Here is a 22,908-nt window from a genome sequence, read left to right on the forward strand (position 1 = left end):
TAGAAATTATGAAGAAAATTAAACAAATTTCAATCATATTAGTATTACTTACTTCTTTTTTAGGGTGTAACGATACTGATTTTTTAGAAACTGCTCCAAAAGACGAGCTTTCTAAAGCAACCATATTTAGCACTTATAATAATATAAAATTATATTCTTGGGGGTTTTATGACTTCTTAGAAGAATTTCCAAGAGCCGCTACATGGTCAGCAAGCAAAGATCTTTTTGGAGATTTAATGCAAAATGGTAACAATTCTGTAAATCCAGGTTATTTAGACCAAAATTATACAGTTCCAATTAACGACAATAATTACTCGAACGCATATGTAAATATTCGTAAGGTAAACATAATGTTAGATGCTTTACCAGAATCTCCTATTACAGCAGAGCAAAAAGCACATTGGAGAGGTGTTGGTTTATTTTTTAGAGCGCACGAATATTTTAAATTATTAGAAAGATTTGGTGGTGTTCCATGGATAGAAAATGAAATTACAGACGAAGATATAGAGGAGTTATACAAACCAAGAGACAGTAGAGATTTAGTTGCAGGTAATATCTTAAGAGATTTAAATGAAGCTGTTTCTAACATTTTTGAAAACGGAGATGGACCAAACACCATTAACAAAGATGTTGCCCTTGCACTTTTATCTCGTTTTTCTTTATTTGAAGGTACATGGAGAAAATACCATAATTTAGGGGATGCGAATAAGTACTTGCAAGCTGCAGCTACTGCTTCTTCTACTCTTGTTGTAAAATATCCAACAATTATGAGTAATTACGATGCTATTTATAACTCAGAAGATTTAGGAGGAAAACCTGGAATTCTTTTATATAAACATTACGTTCTAGGTGAATTAACCCATTGGGTAAGCACAAATACACGCTCTACAAATAATAAGTATGATATTACTAGAAAAGGAATTGACAAATTTTTAACTGAAGACGGTTTGCCAATTTATAATGCAAACAATACGCTATATCAAGGAGATAAAGATCATTATGCTGAATTTAGAAACAGAGACAGCAGAATTTTAACAATAACACCTCCACCTTATAAAATAGTTGGAAATGGGACCCAAACATGGTCACATACTGGAAACTTAGCAGACCAAGAGTGGTTTGGAAAAGTAGCAGCTGTAACAGGTGGTTATCCCTTAAAAGAACTACCTGATAGAAATTGGTCAGGTAGGGTAACAGATCAAGTACCAAACTTTAATAGACTTACACCTACACAAACCGGAAATGGATATCGTTTTTGGAAAGTTTACAACGACCATAATGATAGGGTTTCATCTTCGGACTTTAATGATTTCGCTATTTTTAGAATGGGAGAAATTTACTTAATAAATGCAGAAGCAAAATACGAACTTGGGCAGTTTAACCAAACTGTCGCAAATGCAACTATTAATAAATTACGCACTAGAGCTAAAGTAGCTCCTATGGACGTTGGTGCCATTGGAGCAGATTTCGACCCTAAAAGAGACCCTTCTGTAGATCCAGTTCTTTGGGAAATTAGACGTGAAAGAGCAGTAGAATTAATGGGAGATGGCTACAGAAGAGAAGATTTAAGAAGATGGAAAAAAATGAGCTATGCTACAGAAACGAAGTTAGGTAGATGGATAGTACAATCGAATTACTCTGTAAATTTACCAATTCAAAACAATGCTCCTATTGGTTATATTCAATTGATACCTAAAGCAACACCTGCTTTTCCTGATCACTATTATTTATTTCCAATTCCTTTAAATGAATTGGCCAGTAATCCAAATTTAGAGCAAAATCCTAATTGGCAATAAGATTTTCTATTCATTAAAATTTAAATATACTTAATTATGAAGTTTTTTAAAACATACTATATAATTGCAGTCTTTAGCTCAATTATAGCATTAAATTTAAGTTCTTGCACAAAGCTAAATAACGAATTTGCTTTAGACAAAAACATGAATACAAACGGACTACCAGATGCCGAATTTACGGCTTCTACTACATCCATATTTCAGTTCGAAACAATTAGTTTTGCTCCTAATTCTGTAAATGAAGGAGACTTATACTCATGGAGTTTTCCAGGAGGAAGTCCAAGCGAAAGTAGTACTGCAAATGTAGATGTTAAATATACTGTAAAAGGAATTTATTTAGTGTCGCTAAAAGTTAGAAATAAAAATGGAGCTGTAGAAACTGTAAAAGAAGATTTTATAACTGTAGAAGGAGAACCTTTAGACCCTGCAGTAAGATTACGTTTTAATTTCGAACAAAATATCTTAGAAGAATATTCTGGAAACACAGCAAGTTATGGAGGTGCAGCTTCTTATGTAGAGGACGCCCCAGTAAACGATTTTGCTTTTAAATTTGATGGAAAAAATAGCATCACAACTCCAGAATACAAAGGTATTAATGGCAATAACCCTAGAACTGTAGCTGCTTGGATTAAAAGTGCAGCAACAAAAAATTCGTGTGTAGTACATTGGGGAGCCAGTGCTTTATTGAGTAGAGCAACTTTTAGGATGACACCAGCAAGTATTCGAATGGAATGGGCAGGTGGAGGAATCTCTGGTGCTACTAAAATTAATGACGATAAATGGCATCATGTTGCATATACATTCGATGGATCTACTGTTACTTTATATGTCGATGGAAAAGTAGATGGGGTAAATTCCAATGCCAGTAAAATAAATACTGGGGTTGCTGGTAAGACAGCTGTTGAAGTTGGTTCTCAATTAGGGGCTAATTTTTATTCTGGATTGATGGACGATGTTAGAATTTATAACAAAGCATTAACCATTGACGAGATAAAAGATTTAGCAGCAAAATAATATGCAATACATAAAAAAAAAAGGCAAAAACAATAATTATTTGATTTATTAGTACTAAAATCTGTTGTACATTTTCAAAAATGTCAGTTCGAGTGATTTTGAGGAACGAAAACTTGTATCGAGAACTATAAAATTCCTATTCTCGATACAAATTTCACTCATTTCAATCATAAAATTTACTCGAATTGACAGAATTTTATCAAAATGAACAACAGATATTAAAGCACCTATTCAATTACACAATAAAAGTAGGTGCTTTTTTTAGTTTTGTAGAATAATTATAAAAACCTTTCTTATTTTTGAAACCTTAAACTTTATATAAAACTCTCCAATGTTTACATCTTTAAAAAAAACATCTTTATTAGCAACTATATTATTATTATTAATGATATCCTGTAATACATCAAAAAATAAATCTTCTGATTCTGAGGAAGTAAAAACAAAACCCAATATCATTTACATTTTAGCCGACGACTTAGGCTATGGAGAATTAGGTGTTTACGGTCAAGAAAAAATCGAAACGCCAAATATAGATGCACTTGCAAAAAACGGAATGCTATTTAGGCAACATTACTCTGGTGCACCTGTGTGTGCGCCTGCAAGATACATGCTGTTAACAGGAAAACATGCTGGGCATTCCTACATTAGAGGAAATGATGAATGGAACGAACGTGGAGATGTTTGGAACTATAAAAAAGTAATTAAAGATTCTACTTTAGAAGGACAAAAACCCATACCTGCTTCTACAGTTTTATTTCCAAAATTATTACAAAAAAGTGGTTATAAAACAGGAATGGTTGGTAAGTGGGGCTTAGGTGCACCTCATACAGATGCACTTCCAACCAAAATGGGGTTCGATTATTTTTTCGGTTACAATTGCCAGAGACAAGCTCATACATATTATCCAGTACATTTATACGAAAATGAGCACAAATATCATTTAAAAAACGATACAATTGCACCAGGTAAAAAATTATCAAAAGAAGCAGATGTTAACGATCCAAAAAGCTATAAAGATTATACTTTAAATGAATATACTCCGGATTTATTATTTGATAAAATGATTCATTTTATCTCTGATAATAAACAAAATCCTTTCTTTTTCTATTGGGCAACTCCATTACCTCACAACCCAATACAAGCGCCACAAAGGTGGGTAGATCATTACATTAAAAAGTTTGGAGAAGAAGAACCTTATTTAGGGCAAAGAGGTTACTATCCGCATCAAAATCCAAGAGCGGGTTATGCAGCTATGATTTCTTATTTAGATGAAAACGTAGGTAAATTAATTCAACACTTAAAAGACCAAGGAATATACGAGAATACTTTAATTATTTTTTCTTCAGACAATGGTGTAACCTATTCTGGTGGAACCGATGGAGAATTCTTTAACAGCTCTGGAAAATTTGGAGAAAAATACGGAAAAAGCAAAGGTTTTGTTTACGAAGGAGGCATAAGAGTACCTATGATTGCTAGTTGGCCAGGAAAAATTAAACCGAACACAAAGTCTAATTTAATTTCTTCACAGTACGATATGATGGCTACTTTTTCTGATATCGTTGGTTATCAAGCTCCAAAAAATGATGGAATAAGCATACTGCCAACGCTTTTAGGAGAGAAAAACCAAAAAGAACACGATTTTTTATTTTGGGAATACCCAGAATATGGAGGACAAGTTGCTATTAGAATTGGAGATTGGAAAGTGGTAAGGCAAAATCTTAAAAATAAAAAAGAACCAACGTTAGAACTTTATAATCTTGCAAAAGACCCAACAGAATCTAATAATGTTACTGATAAAAATCCAGAAATTTTGCAAAAAGCTGCAGAAATATTCAAAAAAGAACATACAGACGCACTTTCAGATGGATTTAGAATTCCTTTAATTGAAAAAGGTTTATTAAATACAGAAAAATAAATTTATAACAGGTTCTTTTTTTTGAATGTATAAAGAAAAAAGAGAAACTGCATAATTGTTTTTGCTCAATATTGCTTAGTATTGGGTTTCAGTATTAGGAAAGATGCAAAATACCATTGCAGATCCTGTCATATAGTATTTAATAGATGGGGTTGTGATTTTATGTTTTGTAATACAAATATCTACCACCTTTTTGTTTAATTCAAAAAGTTCAAAATAATTTCATCTACAACATATTTTCTTAACCTGTTACGCATTTTGTATTAAAAATATTCAAAAATAAACCTCAGTTCGAGTGGTTTTGAGGAACGAAAATTTGTATCGAGAACTAAAATTCCTATTCTCGATACAAATTTTACTCATTTTAATCGTAAAATTTACTCGAATTGATAGAATTTAATCAAAATGTACAGCAGGTTTTCTTAAAAAAAAGAATATGCCTCACTTTTAAAACAATTTTATCTACATATTTTAAAACAAAACGTTTTAGCTTTAACAATTCAATAAGTGTTGTTAAATGTATTTTTTTTGACACACAATTAAACTTTTTAGAATTATGAAGAAAATTTACTTAAAATTAACGGCAAGTATCATCTTTTTTTTAATGCCTTTGGTTCTAAACGCACAGGATTACAAAGAAATGATGGAAGACACAAAATATAACGTTTACGATGTTATTAAAGCAGGAAACCAATATTTTAAAAACAAAGATAAAGGTAAGGGCTCTGGTTATAAACAGTTTCAAAGATGGATTATTCAAAACGAAGATCTTTTTTATCCTTCTGGAGATCGAACAAACTTTAGACCAGAATTACCTTACTTAATTGCTAATTCTAAAAAACAAAAATCAAACTTAATTAAAAATGCACAATCGAAAGCTACAAGCAATTCTTGGACTGAAGTTGGACCATTTGTAGAACTTAAAAGGTTTTACGACAATGTTAGAAATGGTAATGGGCGTGTAGATGCTATTTGGGTAGATCCTTCTAACGCAAACAGAATATACATTGGTTGTAGAGGTGGAGGAATGTGGAAAACAATAGATGGAGGAACAAATTGGACAGTAAAAACAGATAATTTAGGAATTACAGGTGTAAATAGTATTGCTGTAAATACCAGTAATGTAAACGAAATATATATAGCCACAGCTTTAGCAGGCAGAAGAAGTTTAGGTATTTTTAAATCTACTGATGGTGGAAATAATTGGAATCCTACAAGTGTTTCTTATCAATTAACAGCAAACACTATAATTTTTAAAGTTTTAATGAGTCCTACTAATTCTTCTGTATTATTTGCAGCTACTTCTGCAGGCTTATTAAAATCAACAGACGGATTTCAGACACATACAACAGTATTATCTGGTAATATAATTGATGTAGAATTTAAACCTGGAGATACCTCTATTATGTATGCTTCTAATGATGCTAACAATACAATTTACAGATCTACAAATAGTGGATCTTCATTTAGTTCTACAGGAGTTGTTGGCACAGCTAGGCCTCAAATAGGTGTTTCTGCAAATCAACCTTCTTATGTTTACATTGCAGATAAAGGGGTTTCTTACAGATCTACAAATAGTGGTGTTAGTTTTACATCAAGAGGAAATCCTGATGGAGGAAAAGGGCAGTATGGAGGTTTTGCAGTTTCAGATACAAACGCAAATTTATTAATAAACGGAAGTTTAGACACCTATAGATCTACAAATGGAGGTTCTAGTTTTAGTAAAGTTACAGATTGGAGGTACAGTCAAAGTACAGGTGTTGGGGGTAATTTTGTACATGCAGATGTTCGTGAAGTAGAAATAGTAAATGGGGCTATTTATTTAGGTACAGACGGTTGGTTGTGTAAAAGTACAGATGGCGGTTTAAATTATGAAATTTTAACTTATAACTTAGGAAATCAAGAAATATATGAAAAAGGATTGGGTGTTGCCCAAACAAATGCGAACACTCTAATAATTGGAACACAAGATAATGGAACGAACATTTTAAGAAATGGTGCTTGGCATCACTGGAAAGGTGGGGATGGAGGAACAAGCATGATTGACGCAGGGAACGCAAATATTATGTATGGTTCTTTATATAATGGTAATTTTAAAAGAACCGATAATGCAGGTACAACTTCTACTTCTACAGATTTAGGAGATACCAATACAACTGGCAGATCATTACCACCTCTAAGACAAGACCCAGTTAATCCTGCAATAATTTATATGGGAGGCGAAAAAGATGGAAAAATTAGAAAATCTACAAATAGAGGAAATTCATTTACCAACCTTACAGGTGTGGGCGTAAACGATTTTATCGATGAAATGGCAATAGCACCATCTAATGGAAACTACATTTTTACATCTATTAAAAATCGAATATGGAAATCTACAAACGGTGGTTCTAGTTGGTCAGAAATTACAGGAAATTTACCCAACCTAGTAATTAAAGGAATTGCTGTAGATTATAACAATCCAAATAAAATTGTTGTGTGTTATACTGGATATGCATCAGGAACTAAAGTATATCGATCTACAAACGGTGGTTCTAGTTGGTCTAATATTTCTGGTAATTTACCAAACGTTCCAACAACAGATGTTGTGTATGATGATGACAATAAAAACACTATGTATTTATCAACAGAAACGGGCGTTTACTATAGAGATGATAACGACTCAGATTGGACAAAGTATGGAATAGGATTACCAAATGTAAGAGCAAATGATTTAGAAATTCAGCATAATTCTTCAACATTATTTGTTGGCACTTGGGGAAGAGGAGTTTGGAGAATTCCTTTAAAAGGTATTTCTGGAACTGGAGACTTGCAATTACACCACAAATATAATAACAGTTTAACGGATGAATCTTCTTACGAAAGAGATGGAAGTACTACAGGTTCAGAGACTTACATTACTGGTTACGATGGAAATGCTTATTCAGTCACATCTAACAATACGATTTCAATTAATGGATATAAAGGCATTTCAGGCAACAGTGCCAGAACAGTAAGTGCATGGATAAAAACAACAAATGTAGGTTTGCGTAAAACCATAGCTTCATGGGGTACAAATTCTCCTGGTCAAATGTTTAACGTAATGGTTTCTAATGGAAATATTCGTGTAGAAGGAGGTTCTTCTAACGTTCAAAATGACGATTCTACTGTAGCACTATTAAATAATAATACATGGAGGCATGTTGCTGTAACTTACGATCCTTCAGATGGTAGTAAATTAAAAGACATTAAAATATATATTGATGGAATATATTATGCCAATCAACCAGATTCTGGGGATTCATACAATTCTCAAAACACAACAATTAATACAAATACCACAACAAATAATGTTTTAATAGGTGCAGCCTCTTACAATAGTTCTTATTATTGGCAAGGTGGTTTAGATGATGTAAGAATATACTCAAAAGCACTAACCGCTTCAGAAATTGCGGCATTGGCTTCATCTTCTGTCGTACCAACAGCAAACTTTACATCAAACGTAACTACAATTACAGCAGGTAACACAATAAATTTCACAGATACATCTAGTGATACACCAACTTCATGGTTATGGTCTTTCTCTGGTGGAAATCCTGCAACTAGTACTGTTCAAAATCCATCTATAACATATGCTACTGCAGGGACATATAATGTTACTTTAACAGCTACAAATTCAGCAGGAAGCGATGTAGAAACAAAATTGGGTTATATTACTATTAATGCTTCTGGAACTGCAGACTTACAATTACACCACAAATACAATAGCAGTTTAACGGATGAATCTTCTTACGGAAGAAATGGAAGCACTACAGGTTCAGAGACTTACATTACTGGTTACGATGGAAATGCTTATTCAGTCACATCTAACAATACGATTTCAATTAATGGATATAAAGGCATTTCAGGCAACAGTGCCAGAACAGTAAGTGCATGGATAAAAACAACAAATGTAGGTTTGCGTAAAACCATAGCTTCATGGGGTACAAATTCTCCTGGTCAAATGTTTAACGTAATGGTTTCTAATGGAAATATTCGTGTAGAAGGAGGTTCTTCTAACGTTCAAAATGACGATTCTACTGTAGCACTATTAAATAATAATACATGGAGGCATGTTGCTGTAACTTACGATCCTTCAGATGGTAGTAAATTAAAAGACATTAAAATATATATTGATGGAATATATTATGCCAATCAACCAGATTCTGGGGATTCATACAATTCTCAAAACACAACAATTAATACAAATACCACAACAAATAATGTTTTAATAGGTGCAGCCTCTTACAATAGTTCTTATTATTGGCAAGGTGGTTTAGATGATGTAAGAATATACTCAAAAGCACTAACCGCTTCAGAAATTGCGGCATTGGCTTCATCTTCTGTAGCTTCAACAGTAAACGCAACGAATGCTAAAGTTTTACACGCAGAAAAAATTATAGAAGATATACAATTTAGATTTTTGCCAAATCCAGTTAAAGATATATTAAAAATTAAAATAGACTCAGATAATTTACAAGTTGATACTCTAGAAGCAACCATTTATACATTAAATGGCAAAGAAGTTTTAATAAAAAAAATTAAAAAAGATAGTTATGATAGTTTTGAGCTAAATACAGCCACCTTAAGTAAAGGTGTTTATTTTATAAAGCTTAATACTAAAAAACAAAGTCTTATAAAAAAGTTTATTAAAAATTAATTTTTAATAACTTACGTGAAGAAAACTTCTAAAAATGTTATTTTTAGAAGTTTTAAAAAACAAAAATAACACCCATTAAAATACAACTTATTTATTCAAAAAAGATGAGCTTAAAGAAAAGTAGCATAAGATTTGTGCTTTTAATATTATTTTTTTCGATGGTAACATCGTGTTTTTATAAAAAGAAAGCGCCAAAAAGCAAACCGAATATAGTGTTTATTTTAGTCGACGATTTGGGCTGGAGCGATCTTGGGTTTATGGGAAACCCTGTTTATCAAACCCCTAATTTAGATTTGCTATCTAAAGAAAGCGTTGTGTTTACAAATGCCTACGCTCCTGCTGCAAACTGTGCTCCAAGTAGAGCATGTATTTTAACGGGTTTAAATACTCCAAAACACGGAATTTATACGGTAGGTTCTTCAGAAAGAGGAAAGTCTAAATTTCGAAAATTAGTTCCTACTAAAAATACCACCATTTTAAAAGAAAGTTTTACAACACTAGGAGAAGCACTTCAAGAAAATGGTTATACAACTGCAACTATGGGAAAATGGCACTTAAGCGAAAACCCAATAACGCAAGGTTTTAACATTAATATTGGAGGCACAACAGCAGGTCATCCAAAATCATATTTTAGTCCGTATAAAAATAAAGCACTAAAAGATGGACCTAAAGGAGAGTATTTAACAGATAGAATTACCACAGAAGCAATTAATTTTATTACCAAAAATAAAAAGAATCCTTTTTTTCTATACTTGCCTTATTATACAGTACATACGCCTTTACAAGGAAAAGAAAAGTTGGTAAAAAAATATAAGGCTAAAGTAAATGGAGATGATCGTTTTAACGCAAAATATGGAGCGATGGTTGAAAATATGGATGCTAATATCGGCAAAATCCTAAAATCATTAAAAGAATTAAAATTAGATGAAAATACGCTGGTCATATTTACCTCCGATAATGGGGGTTTAGCTTCTGTTTCCTCTCAATTTCCACTAAGAGCCGGAAAAGGTTCTTATTACGAAGGTGGTATAAGAGTTCCTTTTTTAATAAAATGGCCCAAAGAAATTAAAAAAACAAAAACTACAGAAATCCCTGTTTCTGGTTTAGATATTTTTCCAACGGTAATGGAGGCTGTAAATAATCAAAAAAAAGATTCTTTAGACGGAGTTTCTTTATTACCTTTCTTAACTAAAAACAAAGAAATAAAAGAAAGAGCATTATCTTGGCATTTTCCAATTTATCTACAGGCTGTCAATAAAGACAAAGATCAAGCGAGAGATTCTTTATTTAGAACAAGACCTGGAAGTGTTATTCGAAAAGGAAAATGGAAATTGCATGAATATTTCGAGGACAAAGGAATAGAATTGTATAACTTAGATTCCGATATTCAAGAAAAAAACGACGTTTCAAAAAAATATCCAGAAAAAGTAAAAGAATTGTACAAAGAGCTAAAAGCATGGAGAACCAAAAGAAATGCTCCTGTTCCAAAAGAATTAAATAAAAATTATAAAGAATAAACACTTATTAAGAATGGATAGAAGAAAATATCTAAAAACAATTACCTTAGGAAGTATTATCCCATTTATGGCGCCCTCTACTTTAGCCAAAGAATCCTTTTCGATTTGGTCTTATAAAAAAGGTGTGAACTTTAAATCTAATTGGCATAATTGGCAGAATATGAAATGGGTTGGCCCAGAATACTGGGGAAACCGTTTGCAAGACTGGGTGTTACAGGATAAAGCTGTGGTGTGCGATATGACTGGAAAAAACAGAAATTTACATCTATTACCTCTTCAAAAACCTAAAGGCTTAATAGGTTTTACCACAAATGTTAAAGTAGAAATTTTAAACGATAGTATTAAAACAAACCCGAAAGCTTGTATAGGTTTACGTTTAGGGGCAAAAGGGCCTTATAAAGATTACAGATCTGCTGCCGTTTTCGGAAAAGGTTTAGATATCGGTTTCAATGGAAAAGGAGATTTAAAGATAGGCGAACAAATTATTAAAACTTCACTAACAGAAATACCAAACTCTTATCATTTAATTGTGGAAGCAATTCCACGACAAACCGATTATCAATTAAAAATTTCTGCAATAAACCCGAATAACAATCAGTTTATTTTAAAAGAAGAAAAAATTACTTTAGAAGATGAAAAATTAGTAGGAAACTTCTCTTTAATTGCAGATGTACCTGGAAAAATGCCTCCTGAAATAGCCTCTAAGGCTTCTGCTAAATTTTCTGATTGGTCTATTACTTCTGAAGAATTAAAGTTCGAAGAAAATCATTTTTATGGGCCTATAAACTTTGCACAATATACACTTCATAAAAATAAACTAAAATTAACGGCACAGTTTTCTCCTGTTGAAGAAATTAAGGGGCATACTGTATTACTTCAATTTAAAATCAATGGAAATTGGCAAACTGCAGCAACAAAAACCATAAAAAGTTCGGGTAGAGCAGTTAATTTTATTGTAGAAAATTGGCAACACACAACAGCTATTCCTTATCGAATTGTGTTAAAAGTTCCATTAAAAAACAAAGAAGAAATTTATAGTTATAAAGGAACAATTGCAGCAGAACCCACAAATAAAACAAACGTTAAAGCAGCAGTTTTTAGTTGCAATGCACATTATGGTTTTCCTGATGCAGATGTTTATGAATCGGTTTCTAAGTTAACACCAGATTTGGCCATGTTTTTAGGAGATCAATTTTATGAAGGTACAGGTGGTTTTGGGGTGCAATATAGAGGCGAATTTGATAAAACTTGCTTAGATTACTTAAGAAAATGGTATATGTTTGGTTGGTCTTATCGCGAAATTTTTAGACATATTCCATGTGCTATAATTCCAGACGATCACGACGTGTATCATGGAAATGTTTGGGGAGAATCTGGAAAAGAAGCAGATACTTCTCTTGGTTTTGGAGGAAAAGCACAAGACAGTGGTGGTTATAAAATGTCTGCAGATTGGGTAAATATGGTTCAATTTACACAAACAAGTCATTTACCAGATCCTTACGATGCCACTCCTGTAAAACAAAATATTTCTGTATATTATTCTAATTGGAATTATGGTGGAATTAGTTTTGCTATTTTGGAAGATAGAAAGTTTAAATCGGCTCCAAAAAATGTGCTTCCAAAAGAAGCAGATGTTTATAATGGTTGGATACAAAACGAGAATTTCGACATTAAAAAACACAAACATTTAAAGGCAGAATTATTAGGAAAAAGACAAGAAAAATTCTTAAAAGAATGGGCAAACGATTGGTCTAATGCATCTGAATTAAAAGTAGTTTTATCGCAAACCAATTTCGCTACAGTAGCAACAATTCCTCAAAAAGAAAAAAATGGCAACGTAATTCCTTCTTTAAAAATTCCTGAACCTGGTGAATATATAAAGGGAGACAAAAGCACTGTAGATATGGATTCTAATGGCTGGCCAGCTGCAAAAAGAGATTTGGCTGTTGCTATAATTCGTAAAGGTTTCGCTTTTCATATTGCTGGCGACCAACATTTAGCATCTTATATACAATATGGCTTAGATGCGCATGGCGATTCTGGACATGCATTTGCTGGGCCAGCATTAAACAATATATGGCCTCGTCGTTTTTGGCCAGATGTAAATAGTTCTAACCATACTGTAGAAAACCCTGCTTATGTAGGAAATCATATGGATGGTTTTGGCAATAAAATGACGGTAAAAGCCATTGCAAACCCACAAAATTCAAATAAAGAACCGAGAATATTACATACTAGAGCTGTTGGCTTTGGTTTGGTTACTTTTAATAAAAAAACAAGAGATATTAAAACAGAATGTTGGCCTCGTTTTGTAGATCCTACAAAAGAGAAAACCCAATATCCTGGATGGCCAATTACCATCAATCAGCAAGATAATTATGGACGAAAAGCGGTTGCTTATCTACCTAAAATTAAAGTAAAGAGATTAGATAAACCTGTAATTGAGATTATCAATCAAAAAACAAACGAAACGGAATATTCTATTCGTTTAAACACAGCGACATTTATTCCTAAAATTTTTGATAAAAATGCACTTTACACTGTTAAAGTGGGCGAACCTGATACGAATACTTGGCAACATAAAAAAGATATTTCTGTAAACGATAGAACTTTAAAATTTAAGTTTTAACAAAGAAATATGGTTTATATTAAAAGAGGCTGTCACAAAAGTAAATTTAACTGTCGTTTTGAGCATTACTAAAATCAAAATATATTTTGATTGAAAGTAGCTAACGAAGTTATCGAAAAATCTAAAATACTGAAATTCAGTAAATAAGATTTCTCCATTACCGTCGAAATGACAAATTTTAATACTTTCGAGACAGCTTCTTTTTGCTAATTTTATTAACCTCCGTAATTTTAAACTGTACTTTTTTATTGAAATATTAAAGACAATTTTTTTTAAATTTTAAGGCAATAATTGTAAGATTATTTTTTAGAAATGGCAACAATGCTATCTATTTGAGATTGCATTTTTTTAGTTAATTTTTTATTTTCTTTGGCAATATTTACTTCTTCGCCAATATCTTTAGAAAGGTCGTATAATTGTGGCTCGTTAGAAGCACCACTTTCTATTTTTTTACCATATATCCATTTATTTGCCTTTCTGTTTTTAATAGGTGTAATGTATTTGTAGTTTTTATTTCTTAAAGATAGTGTAAAAGATTCTTCGAGCATTAGTTTTCTTCCTTTGGTATTGGCATTTAAAAGTGTTTCTTCTAGATTTTTACTATCTATGGCTTCTTTTTTACCTAGTTTTTTATTGATTAAACTTGCTAAAGAAGCATAATAATCTACTTGAGATATTAATGCTTTGCTTTCTCCCTTTTTAATTTTTTCTGGCCAATAAGTAATCATTGGAACTCTTGTACCTGCTTCAAAAGCACTGTATTTACCTCCTCTAAAGGGACCAGAAGGTTTATGGCTACCTAATAATTCTTCAGCTTTATCGCTGTAACCGTCATTTAAAACAGGGCCATTATCACTAGTAAAAATTACCAGTGTATTTTTATCGATATTTAATTCTTCTATTTTTTTTATAATTTGCCCTGTCATCCAATCCATTTGCACAATTGCATCTCCTCTTAAACCCATGCTAGATTTTCCTTGAAACTGTTTATTGGGCAATCTTGGAACGTGAATATCATGGAAAGAAAAGAACAAAAAGAAAGGATTTTCTTTGTTTTTTTCTATAAATTGATTTGCTTTTTCGGTAAATATATATGGAAAATCTTCATCTGTCCACAATGCAGATTCGCCTCCAGTTTGATTTCCAATTCTACTAATTCCGTTAACAATCGCTTCACTATGTTGGTTGTCTGCAGGATATCTTAACATTTCTGGGTTGGTTTTACCAGTAGGAACTCCTTCGAAAGGTTTTTTGTAACTTATTTGAATTGGGTCGTTTTCATCTAAATTAATAGCTCTGTGGTTTTCTACAAAAATTGTTGGTACTCTATCGCCAGTAGCAGGTAATAAAAAGCTATAATCGAAACCTATTTCTAAAGGACCAGGTTTTATTTCTTCGTTCCAATTAGTATCTCCATTTCCAAGACCTAAGTGCCACTTACCAACTACAGCTGTATTGTAACCTGCTTTCTTTAACATTTTGGGTAAAGTTGGTGTTTTTGTATCTATTAATAAGGGAGCATCTCCAGGCAAAACGCGTGCCCTATTTCTAAACGCATATTGTCCAGTAAGTAAAGAATAACGAGAAGGAGTACAGGTGGCTGCAGCGCTGTGGGCGTCTGTATATTTTATGCCATTTTCTGCCAATTTATCTACATTTGGTGTAGAAACACCAACTGCTCCATAGCTACTTAAATCGCCATAGCCTAAATCATCTACATAAAAAATAATAATGTTTGGTTTTTGGGGCACTGTAGTTTCTTTTACTTTCTTATCACAAGAAGTAAATACAAGAAAAAAACTAAAGACAAATCGTAAATATATTTTCATTATTTTTTAGGTATTTTTTTTTTGATAAATTGTTTATTGGTCTCAAAAATAGTTAAAACTATGCACTTTAACAGCATCTAGCTTTAGCTTCTTAAAATTTTTATCTTTGTTTTGCGTTAAATCAAAGACTAAATGGTTGTACAGTTTCAATATTAAAAGTTCATCTTGTTTGGAGTACAAAGTATAGGCATTCAGTTTTAAAAGGAAATATACAGAAAAGGTGTAGAGAGTTACTCGTCCAGATTTATGATTCGTAGGATATTGTGAGGTTAAAAGAAGTTAGCACCAATTAAAACCCAGCAATACCAACAAATTCCGAAAATGCCGTATAAATGTCGTTAACAAGTCACTATAAAATTAGAATTTAAAGAATATTTTTACGGCACAAATTAAACAGAATTTATAATGACTGAAATCGGAAAAAGAATAAAAGAAATACGATTAAAAAAGGGATTATCCCAAGAGGAATTAGCTGAAGCTTCTAAAGTAAATCTACGAACAATTCAACGAATTGAAAACAATGAAACCAAACCAAGAGAAAAAACTCTTCAATTAATTTTTAACGCATTAGAGATTGAAATAATTGAGCGAGAAAAAAAGAGAATTGATAAATATTTAATTTGGTCAACTTTTCTAACATTTTTGATAATTATATGCTCTTTGCTTCCTTGGACTAGATTTTTCAACTATTTCCTAAATGGAAAAAGAATTTACAGAAATAATACAGGCTGGAACGGACAATCAATAACGTTTAACTATAGTTTTCCTCATTGGCTAATTAGTTTAAGTGCTATCTCTATTGGATTAATTGCTATAAGTCATTCTTTAGGACTTATAAAAAATAAAAAAAGATACATTTTAATTCAGTCTGGATTGTTGATTTGGTTTTTATTAGGTTTATTTAACTATAGTTTTACACAAGGTTTTGATTTAAGACCTGGGTTGTTTATAACAATAATAGCTACTATTTTACTAATTTTTGCATACAAAAAAAAAGAAAAACTGGTGCTAACACCGTATAAAATTAATTGCTGGTTTTAGCCAATTTACGAAAGTCCTCGCAAATTTGTGAACTGCCCCCAAAAAGTTAGACACTATTTGTGTTTTATTTGCACTTTAGTGCTTAAAACACGCAACTAATCTTATAAAACAACGTTGTTTCCAATGATTGCATTTATATGCATCTAGAGTATCTTTCTTCCCAAGATATAAGTTCTATGGAATGTCTAGCTTTGTTGGTACGAATTTATGTGATTAAATTACATTTGTATTATGGGAAAAATTATTTTACGTCAAACTTACGTTTTTAGATAATTTCTTCTTTTAAGAATTAATTGTTAAAAACAGTTGGTAAAACAAACATATTTGTGGGCTTAGTTATCTCTATCTCTCTTCGAAACTTTAGAAAAAACTTTTAAAGTGTCTTTTTTTACAATTTTTGCATTATCTAATGTAACTTTAATTACATACTCTGGATTAGAGACTTGAAACACATAACTAAATTGTCTAAAAGAAGTAATATGATAATTTGGAAATTCTTTTTCCACAACAGCTTTATTAGATTCGTAATGTTCTAATTCTGTTTTTACTGGTTGGCAATTTGTAAATAAAAACCCTACAAAAGCCATGGATATAAATGCTTTTTTCATAGTAAACAAATTTTCTAATTAGATTAAAAAAGCCATTATTTTACAGCAGAAGTAAACCAACTTGTAAGGGGAGTGTGTTTTAGTTTTTCTGATGCTATTTAATAATAGCAAAAAAAAATACTTAAAGTTAGGGAGCTTTAAAATGTATTATAACAATTAATTTTTGGCTAAAAATTAATTTAGCCTAGAACTTTATGATAAGTTAGAAAAGGGGAAAAAGGGGAAAAAGGGGAGCAACAACTATTTCTAATTGTTAATACAACAACTATTTCTAATTGTTAATACGAAGATACATAAAATTATTTCAATTTTAAAAATGAAAAATTATATTTTATTCCTAAGTTGATAAAAGGATTGCTAAGACTGCCTCCTTTCGCTTTTACATAACCAGCAGAACTTCGCAAACTTAAAGTTTTATTTATCTGATAATCAATACCTAAACTTGGTTTTACAATTAGGCCTTCACCTGTGCTAATTCCACCGCCACCAGCAGCTCCTCCTAAAATTTGAGTAAAAAATGTGGTGTTTCCATTAAATAAAGGGTTGGTTTTTACACCTAAACCCACCAAACCTTCTGCATAAGCACCCGCATTTCCAAAGTTTGCAAATGAAGTTTGGCCAGCAACAAAAATGTTTTTATTTAAATCTAAATTAATTTGAAGAGATATTTGGTGCATGTCTTCTGCAGGTGGCTTCATTCTTTTTGCATTAAAGTACCAATCTTGTTTTACAACAACTTCGAAACCTTTAAAAATACCTTCATTAAAATTAGAAGAATTATTATAAGTACCATTTCTTTCGATATAATATTTTAAACCAGCTCCAAAAGAAGATGTTGCAAAATAGCGATTAGGGGTAAGTAAAAATCCTTTGTTTAAAGATATGTAAAGGTCGTTGTATATTTTTTGTTCTATAGAAATATCAGGATATAGTAAAAAACCACCTTGTGTATCAACTCCACCACCACCACCAGCACCAATTCCGAATTTGGCTTGAATATTGGTGCGATTTTTATTCATAGATAAATGATAACCACCTCCTAAAAACACATCCATATAACCAGCTCTTATGCCACTGTAAGCACCATCTACTTTTAAAAAAGCAAACCAATTATCTGTTAAATAAGAAGCCAATTCGAAACCTGCTAATCGAATTATTTTTCCGTTTAAAATTTCACCAGTTGTGGCATTTGCTTTACTGGTTACTTTTAAATTATTTAAGTGCATCATTAAAGAAATTCTGTTTGTTTTTTGATTCCAATTAGAATTTTTTAATTCAGCAATCGAAAATTCGTTTTCCGAAGCTGTATAATTAGAGTATTCGAAATCTAAAGGAATTTCTAAAGCGACGTTTAATTGATTTCCTCTTATCAAACCTTTATCGAAAAAGTTTACATAACTCCATCCAGCGTTTAAAGAAAAATATTTAAAATCGTATCCTAAATTTGCATGCGGTAAAATAAAAGCACCACCACCATCTTTAGCACTTGCACCACCACCACCACCAAAATGGAAGCCAGTATCTAAATACAATTTATTAGTGATGTTTTTTTTATAACCGGCATTAATGCCTAACGTAAAAAAACCACCTCTTATACCAGTAACAGAGCCATAAATACCTAAGCCTGTGTAGAAATCTTTATTTAAAAATAAGTTGTAGTGTATTCCAGAAAAACCCATATTTGGTTCGTTTGGAATTTCTAGTTGAGGCATGTTTATTGATAGGAAATCTACTTTCGCAAATGTTTTTTGAGTAATTTTATTTGGAATAACCTTAGACTGAGAAAAAACAAACTGACTTAAAAATAATGCTGTGAGTAAAAATATATAATTTTTCATCTTATCTTTTTTGAATAGAAATTACCACTGTTTTAGAAGCGGGTGTATTGCTTATTTTTGCCACACTTTTTATGGGAACTAATACATTTGCTTCAGGAAAATACGTGGCAGTACATTGTTTGGGAATGCTGTAAGGAATTACTAAAAAACCTTTGGCTTTTCTTTTTTCTTTATTAAAATGGCTGGTTAAATCGACCAAATCTAATTTTTTTAAACCTTGTTGTTTCATATCATCTTCATTCATAAAAATAACTCTTCTTTCGTTTAAAACACCTCTATAGCGATCATTTAAACCGTAAATTGTTGTGTTGTATTGGTCGTGAGTTCGAATTGTCATCATTAAAAATTGATTTTTTTCTAGTAAAATATCCGAAGGTACATTTTTACTAAAATTTGCTTTTCCTGTAGAGGTAGGCTTAAAATTATTGTCTCGCGCATTGTTTGGTAAATAAAATCCGCCTTTTATTCTGGCTCTTTTATTGTAGTTTTCGAAACCAGGAATGGTAGCTTCAATTTTATTTCTAATAAAATCGTAATTAGAAACTAATTCGGTCCAATTTACTTTCGATTTTTTTAAAGTTGCATTGGCAACCCCAGCCACAATAGCTGGTTCACTTAATAATTTAGTGGAACAAGGTTCTAAAACACCATTAGAAGCATGTACAATTCCCATGGAATTTTCTACGGTTACAAATTGTTCTCCAGAAATTTGTATGTCTTTTTCAGAACGACCTAAACAAGGCAGAATTAATGCTTTTTTTCCGTGAACCAAATGGCTTCTATTTAATTTTGTAGAAACATGAACGGTTAGATTGCAATTGCGCAAAGCTTGTGCAGTATATTCTGTATCTGGCGTTGCAGAAATAAAGTTTCCGCCCATTCCAAAAAACACTTTTGCTTCTTTTTTGTGCATTGCTTTTATAGCATTTACTACATCTAAGCCATGTTTTCTTGGCGATTTAAAATTAAATTCTTGGTCTAATTTATCTAAGAAATCGTCTTTGGGTTTTTCCCAAATTCCCATGGTTCTATCTCCTTGAACATTAGAATGCCCACGAACGGGGCATGTTCCAGCCCCTTTTTTTCCAATACTTCCTTTTAACAATAAAATATTTACGAGTTCTCGAATATTATCTACCGAGTTTTTATGTTGTGTTAAGCCCATTGCCCAACAAATAATAATTTTATCGTTTTTAATTATTAGTTCGGTTGCCTCTTTTATTTTGTTTAAAGTTAAACCGGTTTGGGGCAATAGATCTTCGATTGTAAAATTTTCTAAATCATTTAGAAAATCTTCTATTCCCGAGGTTTTTTCTTTAATAAATTGATGATTAAAAACAGTGCCTGGGTTTTTAGTTTCTTTTTCTTTCATCAATTTTAAGATGATTTTTAGCAAGGCAACATCTCCATTTATTTTTACTTGTAAAAACAAATCTGTTAAATCTTGACCAGAACCTACCCATTTTAAAGGATTTTGAGGATCTTTATAATTTAACAAGCCAACTTCTGGAAGTGGGTTTACAGTAATTATTTTTCCACCATTGTTTTTTGTTTCTCCTAAGGCTGTTAACATTCTTGGATGGTTGGTTCCAGGGTTTTGACCCATTACAATTACCAAATCTGCATGATTAAAATCTTCTAAGGTTACAGAACCTTTTCCTATTCCTAAAGTTTCAGAAAGGGCAGCGCCACTAGATTCGTGACACATATTTGAGCAATCGGGTAAATTGTTTGTACCAAACTGCCTTACAAAAAGTTGGTATAAAAATGCGGCTTCGTTACTGGTTCGTCCAGAAGTGTAAAAAATAGCTTCGTCTGGAGAATTTAATGAATTTAGTTCGTCTCCAATCATTTTAAAAGCGTTTTCCCAAGAAATTTCTTCGTAATAATTTTTTCCTTCTGGCAAATACATTGGGTGCGTAATTCGCCCGCTTTTACCAATTTTGTAATCAGATAATTTAGCCAAATCTTCTATAGAGTGTGTTGCAAAAAAAAGTGGAGAAACTTTACTTTTTGTAGCTTCTTCTGCCACTGCTTTTGCACCATTTTCGCAATATTCTGCTAAAAATGCCCGTTTTTCATCTGGATCTGGCCATGCACAACCTGGGCAATCGAACCCATCTTTTTGATTTAAATTTTTTAAAAGTCGAATGCCATCTACAAGACCAACTTCATCATTTATGTGAGTTAATGCCGATTTTATTGCTTTCACACCAACAGCAGATTTTGGAATTTCTTTCAGTTTTATGCCCGTTAATTTTTCTGGTGGTTGTGCGTTTGTTTTTTTTGACATATCTATTTTTTTTTTAAGGTAAGAGGGGTTTGCATAAATGGTCATTTTACCAATTCTTGTAAAACCAATTAAGCAAATTCCGAATTCTTTAGCAAAATCTACAGCCAATGAAGAACAAGCAGAAACTGCAATAATAATAGGTATTTTTGCGATAAAAGCTTTGGAAACGATTTCGTAAGAAACTCTACCACTTACTAATAAAAAATTAGCTTCTTTTAATTTGTTTTGTATTAATAAATCGCCAATAGTTTTATCAACAGCATTGTGTCTGCCAATATCTTCTTTAATTGTTAATAACTCGTAATTTTTGTTGAATATGGAAGCGGCATGACTTCCGCCAGAATCTTTAAAAGTAAGTTGATTTTGAGTCATTTGAGCAAACATTTTATGAATTTCTTCTGAATAAAAATATGTTTTCTCGGTAAGTTTATTTCCGTTAACTTTAATATCTTTTAACTCTTTTTTGCCACAAATACCACAAGAAGAAACAGATAAAAGTGTTCTTTTATTTAAATAACCTTTGCCTAAAAAGTTAGTTGGAATCTCTACATTAATTATTTGTGGAATGTTGTCTTGTTTTTTTTCTACAGACATTTTTAAAGCAGAAGAGTTCTTATAAATATCTTCTGCATACAGCAAGCCTCGTATTAATTCAAAGTCGTTATTGGGGGTTCTCATAACCACTGTGTAAGCTTCTTGGTTGATATTAATTTGCAAAGGAGCTTCGACTACTAAACGATCTAAAGTAGCAGTTTGTAGTGAGCTAGATATTTTTAAAGCTTGGTAAGGTAATGTTTGCATACACTTAAAGACTTGCTATACAAACTTAATGAAAACTATTAGCCTAAAAAAACAAAAGTTTCGAATTAACTTTCGATATTTTTTTTGTAAGTTTTATTTCTTTTATCTAAAAGAATTAATTGTAAACAATTTAAGACTAAAATTGTTTATTTAATTGTTTATAACATGTTTGTTTTGGGGGAGTTGTGTGGCTTAGTGTTAAACTTTACAGGTACAACAGCAAACTGGAAAATTCGTAGTTATTTATAAAGTAAGCAAGACAAGAATTAGTAATCGTTATTTTTGAGGAACGTTTTTTATTTATTTTTTTCTAATTGTTTATGAGATCCATCACAATTTGGTTTTCGTTTCGAAAGTCCACAAATACAGTCGTTCAATCCATAACCATTTATTATTCTTTCAATATTTTTTTCAATTCGAGATATTTTTGTTTTGGATTGATTTGGTTTGTTAAAATGTAAAAGATAGCCTCGTTGACGTCCTGCAGTTAAATTTTTAAAAGCTGTTTTAAAGTTAATATTTTCGCAAAAGATTTGTTCTAGTTCTTTTGGTACCTTAAACTCAGAAGTTTTTTTCTTTTCGACTTTCTTTCCCAATTTTTCATTTTCGATTGCTTCTTGGATGTATTTTTTGATAGTTGGTTCAAGCTCTTCGATTTTGAGTAAGTTTGTAAATCGTATTTGTCTTGCCGATTGTACGTTTTCGGTTTGTTGTACTAAAATATTTTCAGGGTCTTTTAGTACTGCTCCTTTGTGAAATAAAATTGCACAATAACCTTTAAATTCGTGAATTAAAACTATGTTTTTTCCATTTTCGGTATAACAAGGATGCATCCATTTAAATTCTTCCTTTACCCCACAATCAAGTATAATTTCACGAAGTTTTTTCAATTCAAACTTCCATTTTTTAAGTCCACTAAGGTATTTATTTACGTCTTCGGTCATTGGCT

General features: G+C 31.7%; 13 protein-coding genes and 1 pseudogene. 8 read left to right on the plus strand and 6 right to left on the minus strand.

Annotated elements, in window-relative coordinates:
* Positions 1–8 precede the first annotated feature (8 nt).
* The 6 genes from JL193_RS14810 (at position 9) to JL193_RS14835 (ending at position 13,549) form a co-directional block, all read left to right on the plus strand.
* Positions 9–1,796 carry a RagB/SusD family nutrient uptake outer membrane protein gene (locus JL193_RS14810; protein WP_207971523.1) on the plus strand — a complete coding sequence of 596 codons (1,788 nt, stop codon included), beginning with the start codon at positions 9–11 and terminating at the stop codon, positions 1,794–1,796.
* A gap of 36 nt (positions 1,797–1,832) precedes the next feature.
* Positions 1,833–2,810 carry a LamG-like jellyroll fold domain-containing protein gene (locus JL193_RS14815; protein ID WP_207971524.1) on the plus strand — a complete coding sequence of 326 codons (978 nt, stop codon included), beginning with the start codon at positions 1,833–1,835 and terminating at the stop codon, positions 2,808–2,810.
* A 331-nt stretch (positions 2,811–3,141) separates the two neighbouring features.
* Positions 3,142–4,725, plus strand: coding sequence for an arylsulfatase (locus JL193_RS14820; RefSeq protein ID WP_207971525.1), 1,584 nt, complete (start codon positions 3,142–3,144; stop codon positions 4,723–4,725).
* Positions 4,726–5,281: 556 nt separating this feature from the next.
* The gene (locus JL193_RS14825) at positions 5,282–9,403 is read left to right on the plus strand and encodes a LamG-like jellyroll fold domain-containing protein (protein ID WP_207971526.1); all 4,122 of its coding nucleotides are present in this window, start codon (positions 5,282–5,284) and stop codon (positions 9,401–9,403) included.
* Between the two features lie 212 nt (positions 9,404–9,615).
* Complete coding sequence (locus tag JL193_RS14830) at positions 9,616–10,920, plus strand: sulfatase (protein WP_207971527.1); 1,305 nt, start codon at positions 9,616–9,618, stop codon at positions 10,918–10,920.
* 13 nt (positions 10,921–10,933) lie between these two features.
* A complete protein-coding gene (locus tag JL193_RS14835) occupies positions 10,934–13,549 on the plus strand; it encodes an alkaline phosphatase D family protein (protein ID WP_207971528.1) in 2,616 nt (871 codons plus the stop codon).
* Between the two features lie 299 nt (positions 13,550–13,848).
* Here JL193_RS14835 and JL193_RS14840 read toward each other — a convergent pair whose 3' ends face one another.
* Positions 13,849–15,378 carry a sulfatase family protein gene (locus JL193_RS14840; RefSeq protein WP_207971529.1) on the minus strand — a complete coding sequence of 510 codons (1,530 nt, stop codon included), beginning with the start codon at positions 15,376–15,378 and terminating at the stop codon, positions 13,849–13,851.
* 149 nt (positions 15,379–15,527) lie between these two features.
* On the opposite strand from JL193_RS14840, the gene JL193_RS14845 reads away from it, so the two are divergent.
* Both JL193_RS14845 and JL193_RS14850 read left to right on the plus strand, forming a co-directional pair.
* The gene (locus JL193_RS14845) at positions 15,528–15,635 is read left to right on the plus strand and encodes a transposase (RefSeq protein WP_207973492.1); all 108 of its coding nucleotides are present in this window, start codon (positions 15,528–15,530) and stop codon (positions 15,633–15,635) included.
* A 148-nt stretch (positions 15,636–15,783) separates the two neighbouring features.
* Complete coding sequence (locus JL193_RS14850; RefSeq protein ID WP_207971530.1) at positions 15,784–16,419, plus strand: helix-turn-helix domain-containing protein; 636 nt, start codon at positions 15,784–15,786, stop codon at positions 16,417–16,419.
* A gap of 332 nt (positions 16,420–16,751) precedes the next feature.
* On the opposite strand, the gene JL193_RS14855 is transcribed toward JL193_RS14850, so the two are convergent.
* The 5 genes and pseudogenes from JL193_RS14855 to JL193_RS14875 all read right to left on the minus strand — a co-directional run bounded on the left by JL193_RS14855 (position 16,752) and on the right by JL193_RS14875 (position 22,903).
* Positions 16,752–17,027 (minus strand): hypothetical protein, encoded by a 276-nt coding sequence (locus JL193_RS14855; RefSeq protein WP_207971531.1) that lies wholly within the window; start codon positions 17,025–17,027, stop codon positions 16,752–16,754.
* 299 nt (positions 17,028–17,326) lie between these two features.
* Positions 17,327–18,865 (minus strand): hypothetical protein, encoded by a 1,539-nt coding sequence (locus tag JL193_RS14860; RefSeq protein ID WP_207971532.1) that lies wholly within the window; start codon positions 18,863–18,865, stop codon positions 17,327–17,329.
* 1 nt (position 18,866) lies between these two features.
* Complete coding sequence (locus JL193_RS14865) at positions 18,867–21,158, minus strand: FdhF/YdeP family oxidoreductase (protein WP_207973493.1); 2,292 nt, start codon at positions 21,156–21,158, stop codon at positions 18,867–18,869.
* 27 nt (positions 21,159–21,185) lie between these two features.
* Positions 21,186–21,959, minus strand: a pseudogene (gene fdhD / locus JL193_RS14870) (formate dehydrogenase accessory sulfurtransferase FdhD); the annotation flags it as partial.
* Positions 21,960–22,255: 296 nt separating this feature from the next.
* On the minus strand, positions 22,256–22,903 hold the full coding sequence (locus JL193_RS14875) for a DUF1801 domain-containing protein (RefSeq protein ID WP_207971533.1): 648 nt from the start codon (positions 22,901–22,903) through the stop codon (positions 22,256–22,258).
* Positions 22,904–22,908 lie beyond the last annotated feature (5 nt).

Origin of the sequence: Polaribacter batillariae, from assembly GCF_017498485.1 — a bacterium.
Taxonomy (GTDB): Bacteria; Bacteroidota; Bacteroidia; order Flavobacteriales; family Flavobacteriaceae; genus Polaribacter; species Polaribacter batillariae.